At 69.0% G+C, this 16623-nt stretch carries 17 protein-coding genes and 1 pseudogene; 12 read left to right on the top strand and 6 right to left on the bottom strand.

Features of this window, described 5'->3' with window-relative positions; all coding sequences use genetic code 11:
- The first annotated feature begins 5 nt into the window (after positions 1-5).
- Positions 6-1508 carry an adenylate/guanylate cyclase domain-containing protein gene (locus tag AC5Y3P_RS10020; RefSeq protein ID WP_500045743.1) on the top strand — a complete coding sequence of 501 codons (1503 nt, stop codon included), beginning with the start codon at positions 6-8 and terminating at the stop codon, positions 1506-1508.
- A 27-nt stretch (positions 1509-1535) separates the two neighbouring features.
- Here AC5Y3P_RS10020 and AC5Y3P_RS10015 read toward each other — a convergent pair whose 3' ends face one another.
- Positions 1536-1880 carry a hypothetical protein gene (locus AC5Y3P_RS10015; RefSeq protein WP_500045742.1) on the bottom strand — a complete coding sequence of 115 codons (345 nt, stop codon included), beginning with the start codon at positions 1878-1880 and terminating at the stop codon, positions 1536-1538.
- 119 nt (positions 1881-1999) lie between these two features.
- On the opposite strand from AC5Y3P_RS10015, the gene AC5Y3P_RS10010 reads away from it, so the two are divergent.
- On the top strand, positions 2000-2545 hold the full coding sequence (locus AC5Y3P_RS10010) for a TetR/AcrR family transcriptional regulator (protein WP_500045910.1): 546 nt from the start codon (positions 2000-2002) through the stop codon (positions 2543-2545).
- A gap of 27 nt (positions 2546-2572) precedes the next feature.
- Here AC5Y3P_RS10010 and AC5Y3P_RS10005 read toward each other — a convergent pair whose 3' ends face one another.
- Positions 2573-3400 carry a DUF7373 family lipoprotein gene (locus tag AC5Y3P_RS10005; RefSeq protein ID WP_500045741.1) on the bottom strand — a complete coding sequence of 276 codons (828 nt, stop codon included), beginning with the start codon at positions 3398-3400 and terminating at the stop codon, positions 2573-2575.
- Positions 3336-3824, bottom strand: coding sequence for a DUF7373 family lipoprotein (locus AC5Y3P_RS10000; RefSeq protein ID WP_500045740.1), 489 nt, complete (start codon positions 3822-3824; stop codon positions 3336-3338). The genes AC5Y3P_RS10005 and AC5Y3P_RS10000 overlap by 65 nt, the downstream gene beginning before the upstream one ends.
- 75 nt (positions 3825-3899) lie before the next feature.
- Here AC5Y3P_RS10000 and AC5Y3P_RS09995 point away from each other — a divergent pair, with 75 nt between their 5' ends.
- Entirely contained in the window at positions 3900-4628 is a 729-nt protein-coding gene (locus AC5Y3P_RS09995) for a hypothetical protein (RefSeq protein WP_500045739.1), read from the top strand.
- Positions 4625-6178: an HD domain-containing phosphohydrolase gene (locus AC5Y3P_RS09990; RefSeq protein ID WP_500045738.1), complete on the top strand. Its 1554-nt coding sequence runs from the start codon at positions 4625-4627 to the stop codon at positions 6176-6178. Before AC5Y3P_RS09995 ends, AC5Y3P_RS09990 begins: the two co-directional genes overlap by 4 nt.
- Positions 6179-6181: 3 nt before the next feature.
- Here the strand turns inward: AC5Y3P_RS09990 and AC5Y3P_RS09985 are convergent, their stop codons facing one another.
- Complete coding sequence (locus tag AC5Y3P_RS09985; protein ID WP_500045737.1) at positions 6182-6472, bottom strand: WhiB family transcriptional regulator; 291 nt, start codon at positions 6470-6472, stop codon at positions 6182-6184.
- 387 nt (positions 6473-6859) lie between these two features.
- Here AC5Y3P_RS09985 and AC5Y3P_RS09980 point away from each other — a divergent pair, with 387 nt between their 5' ends.
- The 3 genes from AC5Y3P_RS09980 to AC5Y3P_RS09970 all read left to right on the top strand — a co-directional run bounded on the left by AC5Y3P_RS09980 (position 6860) and on the right by AC5Y3P_RS09970 (position 9493).
- Positions 6860-7645, top strand: a complete 786-nt coding sequence (locus AC5Y3P_RS09980; protein ID WP_500045736.1) for a hypothetical protein — start codon at positions 6860-6862, stop codon at positions 7643-7645.
- Between the two features lie 122 nt (positions 7646-7767).
- The gene (locus tag AC5Y3P_RS09975; RefSeq protein WP_500045909.1) at positions 7768-8346 is read left to right on the top strand and encodes a sigma-70 family RNA polymerase sigma factor; all 579 of its coding nucleotides are present in this window, start codon (positions 7768-7770) and stop codon (positions 8344-8346) included.
- Entirely contained in the window at positions 8339-9493 is a 1155-nt protein-coding gene (locus AC5Y3P_RS09970) for an anti-sigma-D factor RsdA (RefSeq protein ID WP_500045735.1), read from the top strand. Before AC5Y3P_RS09975 ends, AC5Y3P_RS09970 begins: the two co-directional genes overlap by 8 nt.
- A gap of 37 nt (positions 9494-9530) precedes the next feature.
- Here AC5Y3P_RS09970 and AC5Y3P_RS09965 read toward each other — a convergent pair whose 3' ends face one another.
- A complete protein-coding gene (locus AC5Y3P_RS09965) occupies positions 9531-9935 on the bottom strand; it encodes a DUF5319 domain-containing protein (protein WP_500045734.1) in 405 nt (134 codons plus the stop codon).
- 96 nt (positions 9936-10031) lie between these two features.
- On the opposite strand from AC5Y3P_RS09965, the pseudogene guaB reads away from it, so the two are divergent.
- The 5 genes and pseudogenes from guaB (at position 10032) to AC5Y3P_RS09940 (ending at position 15584) form a co-directional block, all read left to right on the top strand.
- Positions 10032-11628: pseudogene (guaB, locus tag AC5Y3P_RS09960) on the top strand (IMP dehydrogenase).
- 23 nt (positions 11629-11651) lie between these two features.
- Entirely contained in the window at positions 11652-12779 is a 1128-nt protein-coding gene (locus tag AC5Y3P_RS09955) for a GuaB3 family IMP dehydrogenase-related protein (RefSeq protein WP_500045908.1), read from the top strand.
- Between the two features lie 160 nt (positions 12780-12939).
- Positions 12940-14676 carry a GMC oxidoreductase gene (locus tag AC5Y3P_RS09950; protein ID WP_500045733.1) on the top strand — a complete coding sequence of 579 codons (1737 nt, stop codon included), beginning with the start codon at positions 12940-12942 and terminating at the stop codon, positions 14674-14676.
- Positions 14677-14819: 143 nt separating this feature from the next.
- Positions 14820-15143, top strand: a complete 324-nt coding sequence (locus AC5Y3P_RS09945; RefSeq protein ID WP_500045732.1) for a CD225/dispanin family protein — start codon at positions 14820-14822, stop codon at positions 15141-15143.
- Positions 15144-15152: 9 nt separating this feature from the next.
- Entirely contained in the window at positions 15153-15584 is a 432-nt protein-coding gene (locus AC5Y3P_RS09940; RefSeq protein WP_500045731.1) for a DUF2752 domain-containing protein, read from the top strand.
- On the opposite strand, the gene AC5Y3P_RS09935 is transcribed toward AC5Y3P_RS09940, so the two are convergent.
- Entirely contained in the window at positions 15575-16567 is a 993-nt protein-coding gene (locus AC5Y3P_RS09935) for an alpha/beta hydrolase (RefSeq protein ID WP_500045730.1), read from the bottom strand. The two genes, AC5Y3P_RS09940 and AC5Y3P_RS09935, sit on opposite strands and share 10 nt — an antisense overlap.
- Positions 16568-16623: the final 56 nt, after the last annotated feature.

Here is a 16623-nt window from a genome sequence, read left to right as displayed (position 1 = left end):
GCGCAATGGAACGCTTCTTTCAGTGGGCGTGGGATCATCACGGGCCGCGGTATTCCTGGGCGGTCTTCGCACTGGCGTTCGCGGTGTCGTTCCCGGTCTACTTGTTCGGGGCGTTCGTGGTGGTGATCTTCGAAGACAGCCAGGGGTATCTGGCGGCAGTCGGCGTCACGGTCATTGCCATGCTGGCGCTGGCCTACGGAGCGATACTGCCGGGCAGCTCGGCGTGGCGTCCCGCTCAGCAGTGGGCATCAGGTCGCGATGCGGACCGGTTCGCGGCGTTGGAGGCGACCTACCGGTGGTCGCGCAGCTTGGTGTTCCGCTCATCGGTGGTGGTTGCGGCGTGCGGTGCGCTGTTGCACCTCACCGTCGCGGTGCTCGCCGGAGCACCCGGTGGCCGGCTGTCCGAGTATGTGCTGCTGGGTGCGGTGTTCGGACCCAGCACGTTCCTGATTGCGGCGCACAGCGTGGCGGAAGCTCCGATGCGTCCGGTCCGGATTGCCCTGGCCGGTGCCGTGGGCACCGGGGATCGGCTGCCTCGTTCGCGGCCGACCTTTGCGGCATGGTCGAAGTTGTCCATGCTCGCGGTGGCTCTGGCGTTCGCCTTGGCGGGCGCGATGTGCTCGGCCCTGTTCGAAGCGAACCAATCGCCGGTCCGCTGGGTGCTGATCGGCATTGGTTTGACGCTCGGCTTTGGCGTGCCGATAACGGTCGCCGCCGCGTTTTCACCGTCCATGCGCCCGCTGCAGGACCTGGCCGAAGGCACCGAACGGGTGGCCTCGGGGGAGTACGGTCGGCGACTCCCGGTGGTCCAGGACGACGATCTCGGCGCGCTGGCAGCGTCGTTCAACCGGATGCAGGCGGGATTGGCCGAGCGGCAACGCCTGCAGTCCGCTTTCGGTACCTACGTCGACCCCGTCCTGGCGGCGCGACTGCTCGACCAGGGCGACGACGTGTTCACCGGTGAACGCCGGGAGGTCACCGTGATGTTCATCGACATCCGTGACTTCACCCCGTTCGCCGAGGCCAACGCGGCCGAGTACACCGTGGCCCGCCTCAACGCGTTGTTCGAGATCGTGGTGCCCGTCGTGGTCGACGCCGGTGGCCATGTGAACAAGTTCCTCGGCGACGGTGCGCTGGCGGTGTTCGGCGCCCCGGACGACCTCGCCGCGCACGCCGATGCCGCGGTGCGGGCCGCCGCGGACGTCTACCGCAAGGTCGAACGCCACTTCGGCGGGGAGCTTCGGATCGGGATCGGCATCAGCACCGGTCCGGTGATCGCCGGCACCATCGGTGCAGCCGGCAAGTTGGAATTCACCTTGATCGGCGACACCGTCAATGCGGCAGCTCGGGTGGAGCAGCTCACCAAGGTCACGGGTGACCCGATCCTGCTGACCCAGCAGACCTTTGCCGCCCTGACCAGTACGCCCGCCGGCCTCGCCGACCGGGGTGCGCATGTGCTGAAGGGAAAGTCCGGTGCCACAGTGCTTTTCGGCCTGACCCCGAAGTAGGGTCAGGCCGAAAGTATGGAGCGCCGGTCAGGCAGCGGTCTTGATCAGCCGATCGTCGTCGGTGGTGACATCGTCGCTGGTGACATCGTCGAAGGCGCGGCGGTACATCTCCTGGTAGCGGTCGATCTGCGCCTGGCGGATCGGGGCCGCGAAGATGCTCAGCTGCTCGTCGGCCTTGATCTCGGCGCGGGCGCCGAGCCGGAAGCCCACGACAGAACCGATCATCATCAGTACCAGTGCCGCGGCGGCGACCAGTGCGTACTGGCTGCCGATTGCCAGCATGGCAACCAACACGCCCAGCGAGACGAAGGCAAGCAGCAGGCACACATAGCCCGCGTAGACGAGGCCGGAACGGCGGGAAAGCTTGAACATGACATCACCTCTCTAAGTTCTATGGCTTTAATAATACGCTACGCGTAGCGTATCGCGCAAGGGTTTGGGCGTACTGTTATTGCCCGGCCGGGAGGCGCCTGGCGGAACGGACGGTGACGATGGCGCAGCGGCGCAACGTCGAAAACGGCATCGCAAAATCGACCTTGCACCTGTTGCGTACCCGCGGCGCGCGGGCGGTAACCGTCGAAGCCGTCGCAGCGCACTCCGGCATCGCCAAGACCACCATCTATCGGCGTCATCAGAACCGCCGCGACATGCTCGCCGGGGCGCTGTCCGGGCTGGCCAGCCCGCCCCCGCTGCCGCCCGAGGCCACCGCGCAGGAGCGGCTGCGCTGGCTGATCGTGCACGCCGTGGAGGCCATCGAGGACGGCGTCGGGATCGGCGGCTTTGCGGCCATGCTGACCGACGAGGACCCCGAGTTCAGCTCATTGTTCCGGCAGATCCTGGTCGATCAGCGCGGCGTGCTGGCCACCGCGATCGAACAGCGCAACACCGACGGCGCGATGCGCGACGACATCGACTTCGCGGCGCTGATCGATGCCGTGGTGGGCGGCTACATCGCCGAACGGGCGCGCACTGGCGTCGTCGCCGCCGGGTGGGAGCAGCGACTGTTCGACCTGTTCTGGCCCGCGGTGCGCGCCTGATCAGCTTGACCGCGGTCGGCTACCGAACTATTCGCCGGCCAGCAGTCGGTACTGCGCCGAAACGCGTTGTTTGACGTCGTCCTCGGTGTCGGCGAACACCGTGAAGGCGTACCGGTCGGCGGTCGCGACGCAGAAGTACTTCCACTCGATGCGCCGCCAGGACGGTGCGGCGTCCGGCGGTTGTGCGCCCTTGGCTCGGGTCACGCAGTACGCCGACGGAAGCCCGGGCACGTCGCCGATGGTGTCGTCGTTGGATTCGTCGGCGGCCTGGTCGACCAGCCAATCGCCCAATTCGCTTGCGGCTTCGGCGTCGCGGGCCCGGTAGACGGTGGGGATGAACTGGGTCACCGCATCCACCCCGGTTGCGGTGAACACTTCCTGAGCCCGTATCGGATTGTTCTCGAAGTGCAGCCAGGCGTCGGGCTCCCAGGCGCCGATCGTCACCCCGACGTCGGTCTCGCCGTCGCGCAGCGTGGCCGCCAGCATGCCGTCGGTGAAATCAACCGGCAGTTCGCCCATTTGGTCTACTGGGGTGGGCTGGAACTGGTCCAGCGCGACGATTTGCGCATCGATCACCGACTGCACCCGCGTCTCAGCGGTGATCGGGGCGCCGGTGGCGGTCCGCACGTACTGGATCAGCATGAAGGGACCGTGCGCGCTGAAACTCTGCACGCTGTCCAGACCGGCTGCGTTGAGGTGCCGGTTTGCGAACGCCTCCGGATGTCCGGGGATCGGCGCAGCCTCTCGCGCGGTCCCGTCGGTGGGCAATTGTGCTGCGGCGGACGATATTTCAGTGGCCGCAGCCGCTGCTGCCTCCGGGGTGGGGAAGCGCAGCACGGCGTTGACCAGCTCCACCGGTAGTGCACCGCGCGGTCCGGAAGGTGGTGAAACCCGTTACGAAGCCGTGGGTTTCGGCGATTGCGGCCTGCTGTTCATCGAACAGATCGCTGCCCTGCAGTTGCTGGGCGGTGGGCATCGGCAGGGTCAGGTGGGTCTTGTTGATCTCGCCGCGCCAGCGCAGCTCGGGATCCAGCTGCCACGGCCCGACCACGGCGGACGCCATCCGGTGGGCTTCGGCCAACGCAGAACTGTTCGGGCCGCGGTCGCCGGACTTGCCGAACGGCTCTTGCGGCACCACCGAGTACTTGCCGGTGTCCATCACCGTCACGTCCACCTGTTCGGTGGCGTCGGCGACCGGGATCGCGGTGCCCTCCGTCGGCGCAGCGCAGCCCGCCAACAGCAGCGCGGCTGCCGTCATCGCCGTTGCCAGCGTCTTCACCTGGTGGCCTCCTTCGGCAAAAGTTGAGGCAGTTGCCCCATTCGTCGGGGCCGTCGGCCGTCCGACGATGTTCTCATGTCCACCATCTTCAGCCCCCGTACCGCCGCCACCGAGGTGGCCGCCAACCCCACGTTGCCGACCGGCGCCGCCGAAACCGTGACCGGTTTCGGCGTGATGGGTTTGCCGTTCGGCAGCGGCCACTACTTGGCGTTGCGCGACTTTCCGGCGGCGTCGTTCCTGTCGGACGGCACCCCCGGCTATCGGTCGGTGTGGCACCGCGACCCGACCGGGGTGTGGACCTTCTACGCCACCACACCCGGTGAACTCAGTTGTGCGCGCTACTTCAGTTCGGCTACGCCCAACGACGCGGTCGTCTGCCCGATCGGCGTGACCTGGACCGACGATTTCACGCTCACCGTCGAGATTCCGGACGTGCTGGATTGGGTGGTGCAACTGCGGCACACCGCGGCGACCCGGCTGATGAGTCGGGTGGCCTTGGCACTGCCGGAGGCGTGCTGGACCCATCCGGTGAGTCTGGGCATGATCGGCCGGGTCGCCGGGCCGGTGCTGCGTGCCGGGCAGGTGCGATTGGCCGGCACGATGCCCAACGGTCAGCGATTCCGGATCGCACCCAAACGGATGTGGGCGGTCGCGGCTTCGCGCGCCGAACTGTTCGGCACCGACCTGGGCAGTCTGGCGCGGCTGCCGCAGCAGGCCCGGTTGGCCGACTTCCGGGCACCGCAGCGCGGTCTGGCCGTTGTGGGCCAGGGACGGTTCGATCCGGAGCAGAATCAGGGGCGATGACCCGCACCGACGACGCCCTCCGGGTGACGCGGGCTGAACTGCTCGCGGCACTGTCGGTCGCGATCGACCTGGGTCTGGGCCAACCCGCCGAGCACATGCTGCGCTCGGCGCTGCTGGGCACCAGGATTGCCGACCGACTCGGACTCGATGGTGCGCAGCGGGACTGTGGCTACTACCTGAACCTGTTGATGTGGATCGGCTGTCACGCCGATTCCCATGAGTACGCGCGCTGGTTCGGCGATGACATCGCGGTGCGCCGCGACGCCTACCAGGTCGACTGGTCGGGGTTGCCGTACTTGCGGTTCCTGCTCGGCAACGTGGCCCGCGGCGAACCGTTGGCCCATCGGTTGACGACGATGGCCACACTGCTGTTCGAGGCCCGCGGTGCCTTCGCCCGAATGATTCATTCGCACTGCACATCGGCCGCGCTGCTGGCGCAGCGGTTCGGGCTCGCCGAGGACGTTCAGATGGCACTGGGCTACACGTTCGAGCGCTACGACGGCTCCGGCCTGCCGGCCGGCGCTCGCGCCGACCAGATCCCGATCGCCATGCGGGTGGCGCAGGTGGCCGACGTCGTCGAAGTGCATTACCGCAACGGCGGACTCGACGCGGTTCGCACGGTCTTGGCCGCGCGCAGCGGCGGGCAATTCGACCCGCAAGTGGTCGCTGTGGTGGCCGCCGACGCCGAATCGCTGTTGACCGCGCCGGACGGCGACAGCTGGACTGCTGCGCTGGCGCAGGCACCCGAAGCCGGCCGACGCCTCGACGACGCGCAGCTGGAGACCTTGTTGGCCGCGCTGGGGGAATTCGTGGATCTGAAATGTCCCTTCACCCTTGGCCATTCGACCGCGGTGGGTCGGTTGGCCGGCGCGGCGGTGAGCGCGGCCGGGTGCGATCAGGCGACGGTCACGCTGACCCGACGGACCGGCTACGTGCATGATCTGGGCCGGATCGGGGTGAGCAACCAGATTTGGTCCAAACCCGCGGGGTTGTCCAGCACCGAATTCGAACGGGTGCGCCTGCATCCGTACCTGACCACGCGAATTCTCAACCGGGTCACCGGTCTTCGCGACGTCGCCGTCCTCGCCGGCAATCGCCACGAATGCGTCGACGGCAGCGGCTACCCACGCGCTCTGGCCGGGGCCGCCCTGGGCATGCCGGACCGGATCCTGGCGGCGGCGGTGGCCTACCAGTCGGCGCTGGAGCCCCGACCGTACCGGCCGGCGTTGTCGACGGCCGACGCGCAGCGCCGGCTACGGGGCCGGGTGCGGTCCGGGGAACTGGACGAGGTCGCAGTCGAGGCGGTGCTACACGCCGGCGGGCAGTCCGGCCGGCGCGCATCGTTGCGGCCGGACGGACTCACCGCTCGGGAAGTCGAAGTGCTGCGTCTGGTGGCCACCGGCGCCACCAACCGGCAGATCGCGAGTGCCCTGGTGATCAGCGAGAAGACGGCCCGCAATCACGTCGAGCGGACCTACGCCAAGATCGGGGTGTCCAACCGGGTGGGGGCCAGTCTGTACGCGGTGCGACACGGCCTGGCCGGATCGTGAACCTCAGGCGGTGCGTCGGATGCCGCGTTTGAGCAACAGCTCACGCTCGGATTCGCTGAGTCCGCCCCAGATGCCGTAGGGCTCCCCGACACTGAGGGCGTGCGTCCGGCACTGCGTGATCACCGGGCAACTACGGCACATCTCCTTGGCGCGCATTTCCCGCTGCGCCCGGGCCCGGCCACGCTCGCCATCAGGGTGGAAGAACATCGAGGAATCGACGCCTCGGCACACGCCGTGCATCTGCCAATCCCAGATGTCTGCATTGGGTCCAGGAAGCTGCTGCGGCTGTGGCATTGGAAAACCCTTCTGGCCAAGGTCCTTTGATGCCAAAGGAAAGTGAGATCCGAGTGCGTCGCCGATGACATTCTCGATGTGCACCCACAAGGTAGGGGGATGGCCGAAATTGCGTCAATAGTCTTGCGCTGTGCGGAATGACATATTCGCAGCCCGAGAATTTACGTCACGTTCATCTATTTGTTCATTTGCAATCCGGATCGCTGCTATCGAGCCCGTTCCCGGCGCGCCCGGACGGGTCCGGCGGCATTCCCAAGCCATATCCCGATCGGGCAGTTGATCTGCCGGTAACGCCGCGCAGACAAACTGTTAACCCAGATAGCGGCTTGATAGCGTGCCGCGGTGCCCAGTCCGTCGTTTGAGCCGTCCTCGGCAGCCTGCCAGAGGTTGATCGAGTCCGCATTCGGAGCCGAGCCGGGACGCTGGCCGCTGCCGGCCACCGAGACACCGCGCGAACACTGGCTGCGCGCGGTGGCCGCGGCCGGGCAGGGCTACTACGGGGCCGCCTACGCGGAGCTGGCGGTGCTGCGCCGCAGCGTGCCGGCCGGCGACCCGCTGGCTTCGCTGGCCTACAGCACGCAGGGTTCGCTGCTGCGGCAGTTGGCTGGGCACCGCGAGGCGCGCGGCTGGGACGGCCGGGCCGCGTTGCTGGCGGGTTCGGACGTCGAGGCGCGAGTCGACGCGCTGGTCGGTTTGGCCGCCGACGCGCTCGGGGTCGGCAGGTTTGCCGCCTCGGCCGCGCTGCTGGACCGCGCCGCGACCACACTGGCCGGCGCACCCGACCCCGAAGCGGTCCCCGAACGGCTGGCGGTGCGGTTGCAGTGGGTCAGTGCCGAGCTGGCGATGGCCCGCGGGGAGGCCGGCGCCGCCGTCGCGCACGCGCGTCGCGCCGTGCAACTCGCCGAGGCCGGCCCGTCGCTACGACATCGGGTGAAAAGCCAGGTCGTGTCCGCAGCCGCGGCGTGCTGCGCGGGTCAGCTCGAGCAGGCCCGCCGCCTGGCCGACGCGGCCCTGGAGACCACCGCGGCGCTGGGCCTGGTGCCACTGCGCTGGGCGCTGGCCAGCTTGCTGGCCGGGATCGGCAGCGACGCACACAGCGCCGGGGAGGTCGCCGCGATCCGCGATTCGGCCGCCGTAACGGTCCGCCGGCGCGGCGGAACCTGGCGTAGCTGAGCCCGCCGACGCGGCCCGCCCCCAGCGCGTTGCCGATTCCGGCCCCAGGTCGACGGTTATTGTTTAGGCGTGCCGCGCCGCCGGGATCTGTCCGGCTCGTAACGTTGGAGAAGCCGCCGTCGATGACAATTCCAGGAGAACGTCTCGACGCCGTCGTTGCTGACGCAATGGCCGGTGACCGAGATGCGCTCCGGGAAGTGCTGGAGACCATCCGCCCGGTCGTGGTCCGGTATTGCCGGGCACGAATCGGAACCGCGGAGCGCAGCGGGCTCTCAGCTGATGACGTGGCACAGGAGGTGTGCTTGGCCGCCATGATGGCGTTGCCGCGCTACCAGGATCAGGGACGACCGTTCCTGGCCTTCGTGTACGGCATCGCAGCGCACAAGGTCGCCGACGCGCACCGGGCCGCCGCCCGCAACCGCGCCGAGCCGACCGAATCCGTGCCCGAGCGGTATTCGCTGGACATGGGTCCCGAGCAGATGGCGATCAACTCCGACGCGGCTGCTCGGATGGACGCCTTGCTGCAGGTGTTGCCAGAAAAACAGCGCGAGATCTTGATCTTGCGCGTGGTCGTCGGCATGTCCGCCGAAGAGACGGCGGAGGCCGTCGGCAGCACGGCCGGCGCCGTGCGGGTGGCCCAACATCGGGCGCTCGCGCGGCTCAAGGCGCAGATCGCAGAGACGGGATATGACCGTGGCTGACTTCGAACGGGGCGGACCCGAATCGTTGGATGCCATCGCGCAGACCGATCAACTGCTCGACGCGTTGGCCGCGGAACGCCGGGTTCGCCCGGCCGACCCGGGCGATGCCGCGCTGTTCGAGCTGCTCGAAGCCTGGCGCGACGACGTGCGCGGCCCGTCGGCCGGACTGATCGACCTGGACGCCGCCGAGGATGCGCTGCACGAAGGGTTGTCGGCGCGGGCGTCCACGCCACCGTCTCGGCGCGGCCTGACCTTGGTCGGGTCGATCGCCGCAGCCATGCTGTGCGTGGGCGGTTTCGCCGGGGTGGTGGCCGGGGCCGGCCCCAACGACGCCCTCTACGGACTGCGCACCACGGTGTTCGGCGAGCCGCAGTCGGTGCGCGACGACCGCGTGATGCTGGCCGCGCAGACCGAGATGGCCGAAGTGCAGCGGATGATCGAGGCCGGCAACTGGGAACAGGCCCAGCAGAAGCTGGAAGCGGTCAGCACCTCGGTGCAGACGGTCGATGACACCGCGCGCCGTCAGGAACTGCAAGACGAGTGGAATCTGTTGCACGCCAAGGTCGAAACCCGGGACCCGGAGGCCACCGTGCCGCCCAGCGAACAGCCCGGTGAGCAGGCCCTGACCGAGGCCGTCACCACGACCACCGAATCTTCGGCTCCCGAGACCAGCGAGACCACCGGCTCCGAGACGTCGGGCACCCAGACCACCGAGCCGTCGGGTGCCGAGACCACCGAGCCGTCCGGCACCGAGACGTCGGCGGTGACGAGCGCGCCGGCCACGTCCACCTCGGCGCCGGCCACCACGCCCACCTCGGCGTCGCCTTCTGCGACCCCGACCCCGACGTCGGCGCCGGCGACGACGGCGACGGCGACCAGTGCGCCGCGTACCTCCGCACCGCCGACCTCGGTGCCGACCACGCCGGGGTCACCGGCCGCGCAGGTGCCGACGTCGGTGACCGGAGGGCCGGTCACCAGCACGGTGGTTCAGGTCGAACCCAGTGCGCCGGCGGCCGCCGAGGAAGAAGTAGTCGAGCAGGCACCGGCTGCCGAGCCGTCGGTGGCCGAGGCCGCCGAGGAAGAGGAAGAAGCCGTCGTCACCACCACCACCACCACCACCACGGTGGCGGCCGACGACCAGGGCTGAGCGAGCGGGCTGAGCACGCGGCGATCAAAGCCGCAGATCAGCGATATCCATCACTTTCCGAGGCTGCTTCGTTGAGCGACGCATCGGCGTAGCCCCGGCAGTAGTCCCAGGTGACGTAGGCGTCCGGTTCCGGGTCGTAGGCCGGTTCGTGCGGGCGCACGGTCCCGTCGACCAGCAGTTGCAGCAGGTTGGCGCGCAGCATGTCCCAGTCGTGGTAGTGGTCCTGCTGACAATCGTCACAGCACACCACCAGACCGCGAATCCCCTTGTGCGCCAAGAGAGCTTCGTAGATCGCCAGGTCGGCCAGATCGGCTTCGACCGCGGCACGCTCCTGCGGGTCCAGTGGGGTACCCGGCTCGATGGCATCCAGTGCTGCTGACGGGTCGTGGGGGTCGTCAGCAAACGGATCCGGTGGCAATCCCGGTGGCAGGTGGTCGCGCACGCCTCCACCCTACGCAGCCAGCTGCGCGGAGGCCAGCGGATCCCAGGCCAGGCCGCGGCGCCGGGGGCGTCATCGGGGCTGCCACGAGCCGATAGGATGGTCTCCTCGCCGTACATTCCAATGGGAGGCCTCGCCGATGGCTCGACCAGTATCCGACGCCGAATTCCGCACCGACGCAGTGCCGACCGGTGGCGATGATCCGACCAAGATCGCGATGCTGGGTCTCACCTTCGACGACGTGCTGCTACTGCCGGCTGCCTCCGACGTCATCCCGGCCACGGCCAACACGTCGAGCCAGCTGACCCGCAAGATCCGGCTCAACGTGCCGTTGGTCAGCTCGGCGATGGACACCGTGACCGAGGCCCGGATGGCCATCGCGATGGCCCGCGCCGGTGGCATGGGCGTACTGCACCGCAACCTTCCGCTGGCCGAGCAGGCCGGCCAGGTCGAAACCGTCAAGCGTTCCGAGGCCGGGATGGTCACCGACCCGGTGACCTGCTCGCCGAACAACACGCTGGCCGAGGTCGACGCCATGTGCGCGCGGTTCCGGATCTCCGGGTTGCCGGTGGTGGACGACGCCGGCGCGCTCGTCGGCATCATCACCAACCGCGACATGCGCTTCGAGGTCGACCTGAACAAGCCGGTCGCCGAGGTGATGACCAAGGCGCCGCTGATCACCGCCCGCGAAGGGGTCAGCGCCGACGCCGCGCTGGGGCTGCTGCGCCGGCACAAGATCGAGAAGCTGCCGATCGTCGACGGACACGGCAAGCTCACCGGTCTGATCACGGTCAAGGACTTCGTCAAGACCGAACAGCATCCGAACGCGACCAAGGACAGCGACGGGCGGCTGCTGGTCGGGGCCGCCGTGGGCGTCGGCGACGACGCCTGGGAACGCTCGATGGCCCTGGTCGACGCCGGCGTCGACGTGCTGATCGTGGACACCGCGCACGCACACAACCGTCGGGTGCTGGACATGGTCGGCAAGCTCAAGGGTGAGGTGGGCGAGCGGGTCGAGGTGGTCGGCGGCAACGTCGCGACCCGCGGTGCCGCGGCCGCCCTGGTGGAGGCCGGTGCCGATGCGGTCAAGGTGGGCGTCGGACCGGGCTCGATCTGCACCACCCGGGTGGTGGCCGGGGTCGGGGCGCCGCAGATCACCGCGATCCTGGAAGCCAACGCGGCGTGCGCGCCGCACGGTGTGCCGGTGATCGCCGACGGTGGCCTGCAGTACTCCGGGGACATCGCCAAGGCGCTGGCCGCCGGCGCCTCCACGGCCATGTTGGGTTCGCTGCTGGCCGGTACCGCGGAGTCGCCCGGTGACCTGATCCTGGTCAACGGCAAACAGTTCAAGAGTTACCGCGGGATGGGCTCGCTGGGCGCCATGCAGGGCCGCGGCGCGGCCGGCGGCACCCGCGGCTCGTTCTCCAAGGACCGCTACTTCCAGGACGACGTACTCTCCGAGGACAAGCTGGTGCCCGAGGGCATCGAGGGCCGGGTGCCGTTCCGCGGTCCGCTGTCGACGGTGATCCACCAGCTCACCGGTGGTCTGCGGGCTGCGATGGGATACACCGGATCGGCCAGCATCGAGGACCTGCACCGCGCCCAGTTCGTTCGGATCACCGCCGCGGGACTCAAGGAAAGCCACCCGCACGACATCACCATGACCGTCGAAGCGCCGAACTACTACTCGCGCTAGAGGGAGAAACTTAAGTGCGCGATCTGGTCGAAATCGGCATGGGCAGAACTGCCCGCCGGACCTATGAATTGGCCGACGTCAACATCGTCCCGTCCCGGCGTACCCGGTCCTCCAAGGATGTGTCGACGGCCTGGCAACTGGATGCCTACCGGTTCGAGATCCCGGTGGTCAGCCACGCCACCGATGCCCTGGTGTCGCCGGAGTTCGCCATCGAACTGGGCCGGCTGGGCGGTCTCGGGGTGCTCAACGGCGAGGGCCTGATCGGCCGGCACGCCGACGTCGAAGCCAAGATCGCGCAGGTCGTCGAGGCGGCGGCCAAGGAGCCTGAGCCGTCGGCCGCGGTGCGGTTGCTGCAGCAGCTGCATGCCGCGCCGCTGGATCCCGAGTTGCTCGGCGCCGCCGTCGCCCGGATCCGGGAGGCCGGGGTGACCACGGCCGTGCGGGTCAGCCCGCAGAACGCGCAGGTGCTCACGCCGGCGCTGGTGGCGGCCGGGATCGACCTGCTGGTGATCCAGGGTTCGATCATCTCCGCGGAGCGGGTCGCTTCCGACGGTGAGCCGCTGAACCTCAAGACTTTCATCTCCGAGCTCGACGTGCCGGTGGTGGCCGGCGGGGTGCTCGACCACCGCACCGCGCTGCACCTGATGCGCACCGGGGCGGCCGGCGTGATCGTCGGCTACGGGTCGACGGCCGGTGCGACCACCAGCGACGAGGTGCTCGGTATCAGCGTGCCGATGGCCACCGCGATCGCCGACGCGGCCGCGGCCCGCCGCGAGTACCTCGACGAGACCGGCGGCCGGTACGTGCACGTGCTGGCCGACGGCGACATCCACAGTTCGGGCGATCTGGCCAAGGCGATCGCCTGCGGCGCCGACGCGGTCGTACTCGGCACACCGCTGGCGGCCTCGGCCGAGGCGCTCGGCGACGGCTGGTTCTGGCCGTCGGCCGCGGCGCACCCGTCGTTGCCGCGCGGCGCGCTGCTGCAGATCGCGGTGGGGGAGCGGCCGTCGCTGGACGACGTGCTCAACGGACCCAGCGACGACCCGTTCGGTTCGCTGAACCTGGTCGGCGGGCTGCGCCGGTCGATGGCCAAGGCCGGGTACTGCGACCTCAAGGAGTTCCAGAAGGTCGGCCTGACCGTCGGGAGCTGAGTGCCGGCCGGCCGGTCGGTTCGTGAACCGTGAATTGTGAACACGTTTCGCGAGAAGCCGCGTACACAATTGACGGTTCACGCACCCGACCCCGCCGCAGCCGCCCCAAGTTAGGGCAACCTCGCTAGAGGTTACCGGCGAGTAAGTCCATACTGAGCCGATGGATCCGGACTACGACGTTTTGATCATCGGCTCGGGTTTCGGCGGCAGCGTCAGCGCGTTGCGGCTCACCGAGAAGGGTTACCGGGTCGGCGTACTGGAAGCCGGGCAGCGCTTCACTGACGCGGACTTCGCCAAGACTTCCTGGGACCTGCGCAGGTTCCTGTGGGCGCCCAAACTGGGTTGCTACGGCATCCAGCGCATCCATTTGCTGCGCAACGTGATGATCCTGGCCGGGGCCGGTGTCGGCGGAGGTTCGCTGAACTACGCCAACACCCTGTACGTGCCGCCGGAGCCGTTCTTCAACGACAAGCAGTGGAAGCACATCACCGACTGGCGCGCCGAGTTGATGCCGCACTACGAGCAGGCCAAGCGGATGCTGGGCGTGGTCACCAATCCGACCTTCACCGACGCCGACCGGATCATGAAGGAAGTGGCCGAGGACATGGGCGTCGGCGACACCTTCGTGGCCACCCCGGTCGGGGTGTTCTTCGGTCCCGACGGCACCAAGACGCCTGGCAAGAAGGTGCCCGACCCGTACTTCGGCGGCGCAGGCCCGGAGCGCACCGGCTGCATCGAATGCGGCGAATGCATGACCGGTTGTCGGCATGGCGCCAAGAACACCCTGGTGAAGAACTACCTGGGGCTGGCGGAATCGGCCGGGGCCCGGGTGCATCCGATGACCACCGTGACCGGGTTCGAACAGCGCGCCGACGGCCTGTGGGAGGTGCACACCGTGCGCACCGGGCGGATGTTGCGGCGCAAGCGGCGCACCTTCACCGCCACCCACCTGGTGTTGGCGGCCGGGACCTACGGCACCCAGCGGTTGTTGTTCAAGATGCGCGACACCGGCAAGCTGCCCAAGCTCTCCAGCCAGCTCGGTGTGCTGACCCGGACCAACTCGGAATCCATCGTCGGCGCCGGTCGGCTCGCGGTCGGCGAGGATCTGGATCTGACTCACGGCGTGGCGATCACGTCGTCGATCCATCCCACCGGCGACACCCACGTCGAACCGGTGCGCTACGGCAAGGGCTCCAACGCGATGGGCCTGCTGCAGACCCTGATGACCGACGGCACCGGACCGCAAGGCACCGACGTGCCGCGCTGGCGTCAGCTGCTCGATCAGGCCCGCGAAGATCCGGGCAAGATGCTGCGGCTGCTCAACCCGTCCCGGTGGAGCGAACGCACCATGATCGCGCTGGTGATGCAGCATCTGGACAACTCGATCACCACGTTCACCCGCAAGACCAAGTTGGGGCTGCGGGTGATGAGCAGCAAACAGGGGCACGGCGAACCCAACCCGACCTGGATCCCGGCCGGCAACGAGGTGACCCGCCGGATCGCGGCCAAGATCGACGGGGTGGCCGGTGGTACCTGGGGCGAGCTGTTCAACATCCCGCTGACCGCGCACTTCCTCGGTGGAGCGGCGATCAGCGACAATCCGGAAACCGGCGTGATCGACCCGTATCAGCGGGTGTACGGCTACCCGACGCTGCACGTGATGGACGGTGCGGCGATCTCGGCCAACCTGGGCGTCAATCCGTCGCTGTCGATCAGCGCGCAGGCCGAACGCGCTGCGGCGTTGTGGCCCAACAAGTCCGGCGAGGAACTGCGCCCGGTGCAGGGCCAGCCGTACCGCCGGCTGGACCCGATCGCGCCCGAGCATCCGGTGGTACCCGCGCAGGCGCCGGGTGCGTTGCGGTGGCTGCCGATCGAGCCGGTGCGCTCGACCGGCTAACTCGGTCCGGCCGGCCAAGTTTCTGCAGTCGTCCGGCTGCGGGGTGCGTTAGCATCCGGAATGGTGCTTCGGAGGCGGGGTAGGACATCCGCACGCCGGGCTCCGGTTCGGTTCCATTCCTACTCCCCAGAGGATCTGCATCCATGAGCTATCCGCCGCCGCCCCCGCCCGATCAGCCGTACTACGGCGGACCGACGCCGGGCGCTGCCGGGCCGCCCCCGGACAACTACCTGGTCTGGGCCATCCTGGTCACCGTGCTGTGCTGTCTGCCGCTGGGCATCGTGTCCATCGTCAACTCCGCCAAGGTCAACGGGCTGTGGGCCGGCGGGAATTACGCCGAGGCGCAGAAGGCCGCCGAGGATGCCAAGAAGTTCGCCATCTGGGGCGCGATCGCCGGCGTGGTGGTCGCTGTCATCTACCTGATCGTGATGGTCGCCGGCGGCGTCGCCAGCATGTCGTCCTACTAGTCGGCAGCCGTGTCCGTCGTCGTCCACCAACCCGCCGTGCTGCGCCGCCTGGCGCAGCCGGTGGGGGTGGCGGCGGTCGCGGTCGCCGGTTGCGCGGTGATCGCGCTGGCCGACCCGACCACACCCGGCGGGCTGTTGCCGGTCTGCCCGACCAAGGCGCTGCTGGGCATCGACTGCCCGGGTTGCGGCAGCCTGCGGATGATCTATTCGATGCTGCACGGCGACGTGCTCGGCGCGCTGCGCTACAACGCGGTCGGTCTGCTTGCGATCGGTCTGCTGCTGTGGGCCTACGGGGCCTGGCTGTACGGCCGGCTGAGTAATCGGGTGGTGCGCAGTTGGCAGCACCACCGGTGGGCCGCGATGGTGGCGCTGGTCATCGCCGTGGCGTGGTTCGTGGTGCGCAACCTGCCGTTCGGCCCGTTCCCCGCGCTCTACGTGTGATCCGGCGCCAAATGGGTGCGCAGATGCTGGCTGTCGGCGCGTCGAAATTCTTGCATGGCAGCGGTTTTCGCCGCCAAGGCATCGGCCCCGTGATACATACCGGGCACGGTGAGCAGCTCACACGGCACCCCCGCGGCCTGTAACCGCTCGGCGTAGTCGACCGATTCGTCGTGGAACAGGTCCAGCTCGCCCACGCCGATCCAGGCTGGGGCCAACCCGGCCAGATCCTCGCGTCGGGCCGGCGCGGCATACTGCGGGGCGTCGGATTCCCGCGGCGGGTGCCCGAGGTAGCTGGTCCAGCCGAACCGATTCGAACCCGTCGTCCACGCGAAGCGGCCGCGGTGGCCGGTGTCGCGCAGCACGGTGCGATCGTCGAGCATCGGGTAGTACAGGGTCTGCGCGCGCAACCGGATGCCCTCGTCGTACGCGCGTTGGGCCACTGCCGCTGCCAGACCACCGCCGGCGCTTGATCCGGTGACCGCGATCCGCTCGGCGTCGATGCCCAGTTCCGCGGCGTGCTCGCGCATCCAGTACAGCGCCGCCATGCAGTCATCCAGCGCGGCCGGGTACCGATGCTCGGGCGCCAGCCGGTAGTCCGGGGAGACGACGACGGCGTCCAGTTCGCGCGCGGTGCGGGCGCTGTTGAACGCCTCGACCTTCGGTGAACCCAGGACCATGCCGCCGCCGTGCAGGTAGAGCACACCCGGACGCACCCGGGTGCCGTCGGGGGTGCTGACCTCGACCGGCACGGCGCCGACGTGCTGCGTGCGCACCGTCACGCCGCGGCCGGCGGGCGTCCGGATGCCGCCGAAGAGCATTCGGTTGAACCGCAGTGAACCCGCGGTGACATCGGTGGCCAGCAGCATCAGCAGCGGGCTGCGGTACTCGGCGGGGATGGCGGCCAGGTCGTCGCGCAGCGCGCGGTGGCGACGGAAGCCGGCCGCGGCCAATCCGAGGCCGGCGGCGGCGAGCAACTTCTTCATCACAGCGCAGGCTATCGGCGCCCCGCTGTCCGGGAGGGCAGTTCGGCGCCCACTAG

Source organism: Mycobacterium sp. NGS45 (assembly GCF_059812645.1).
This window is presented reverse-complemented; position numbering and strand designations above follow the sequence as displayed.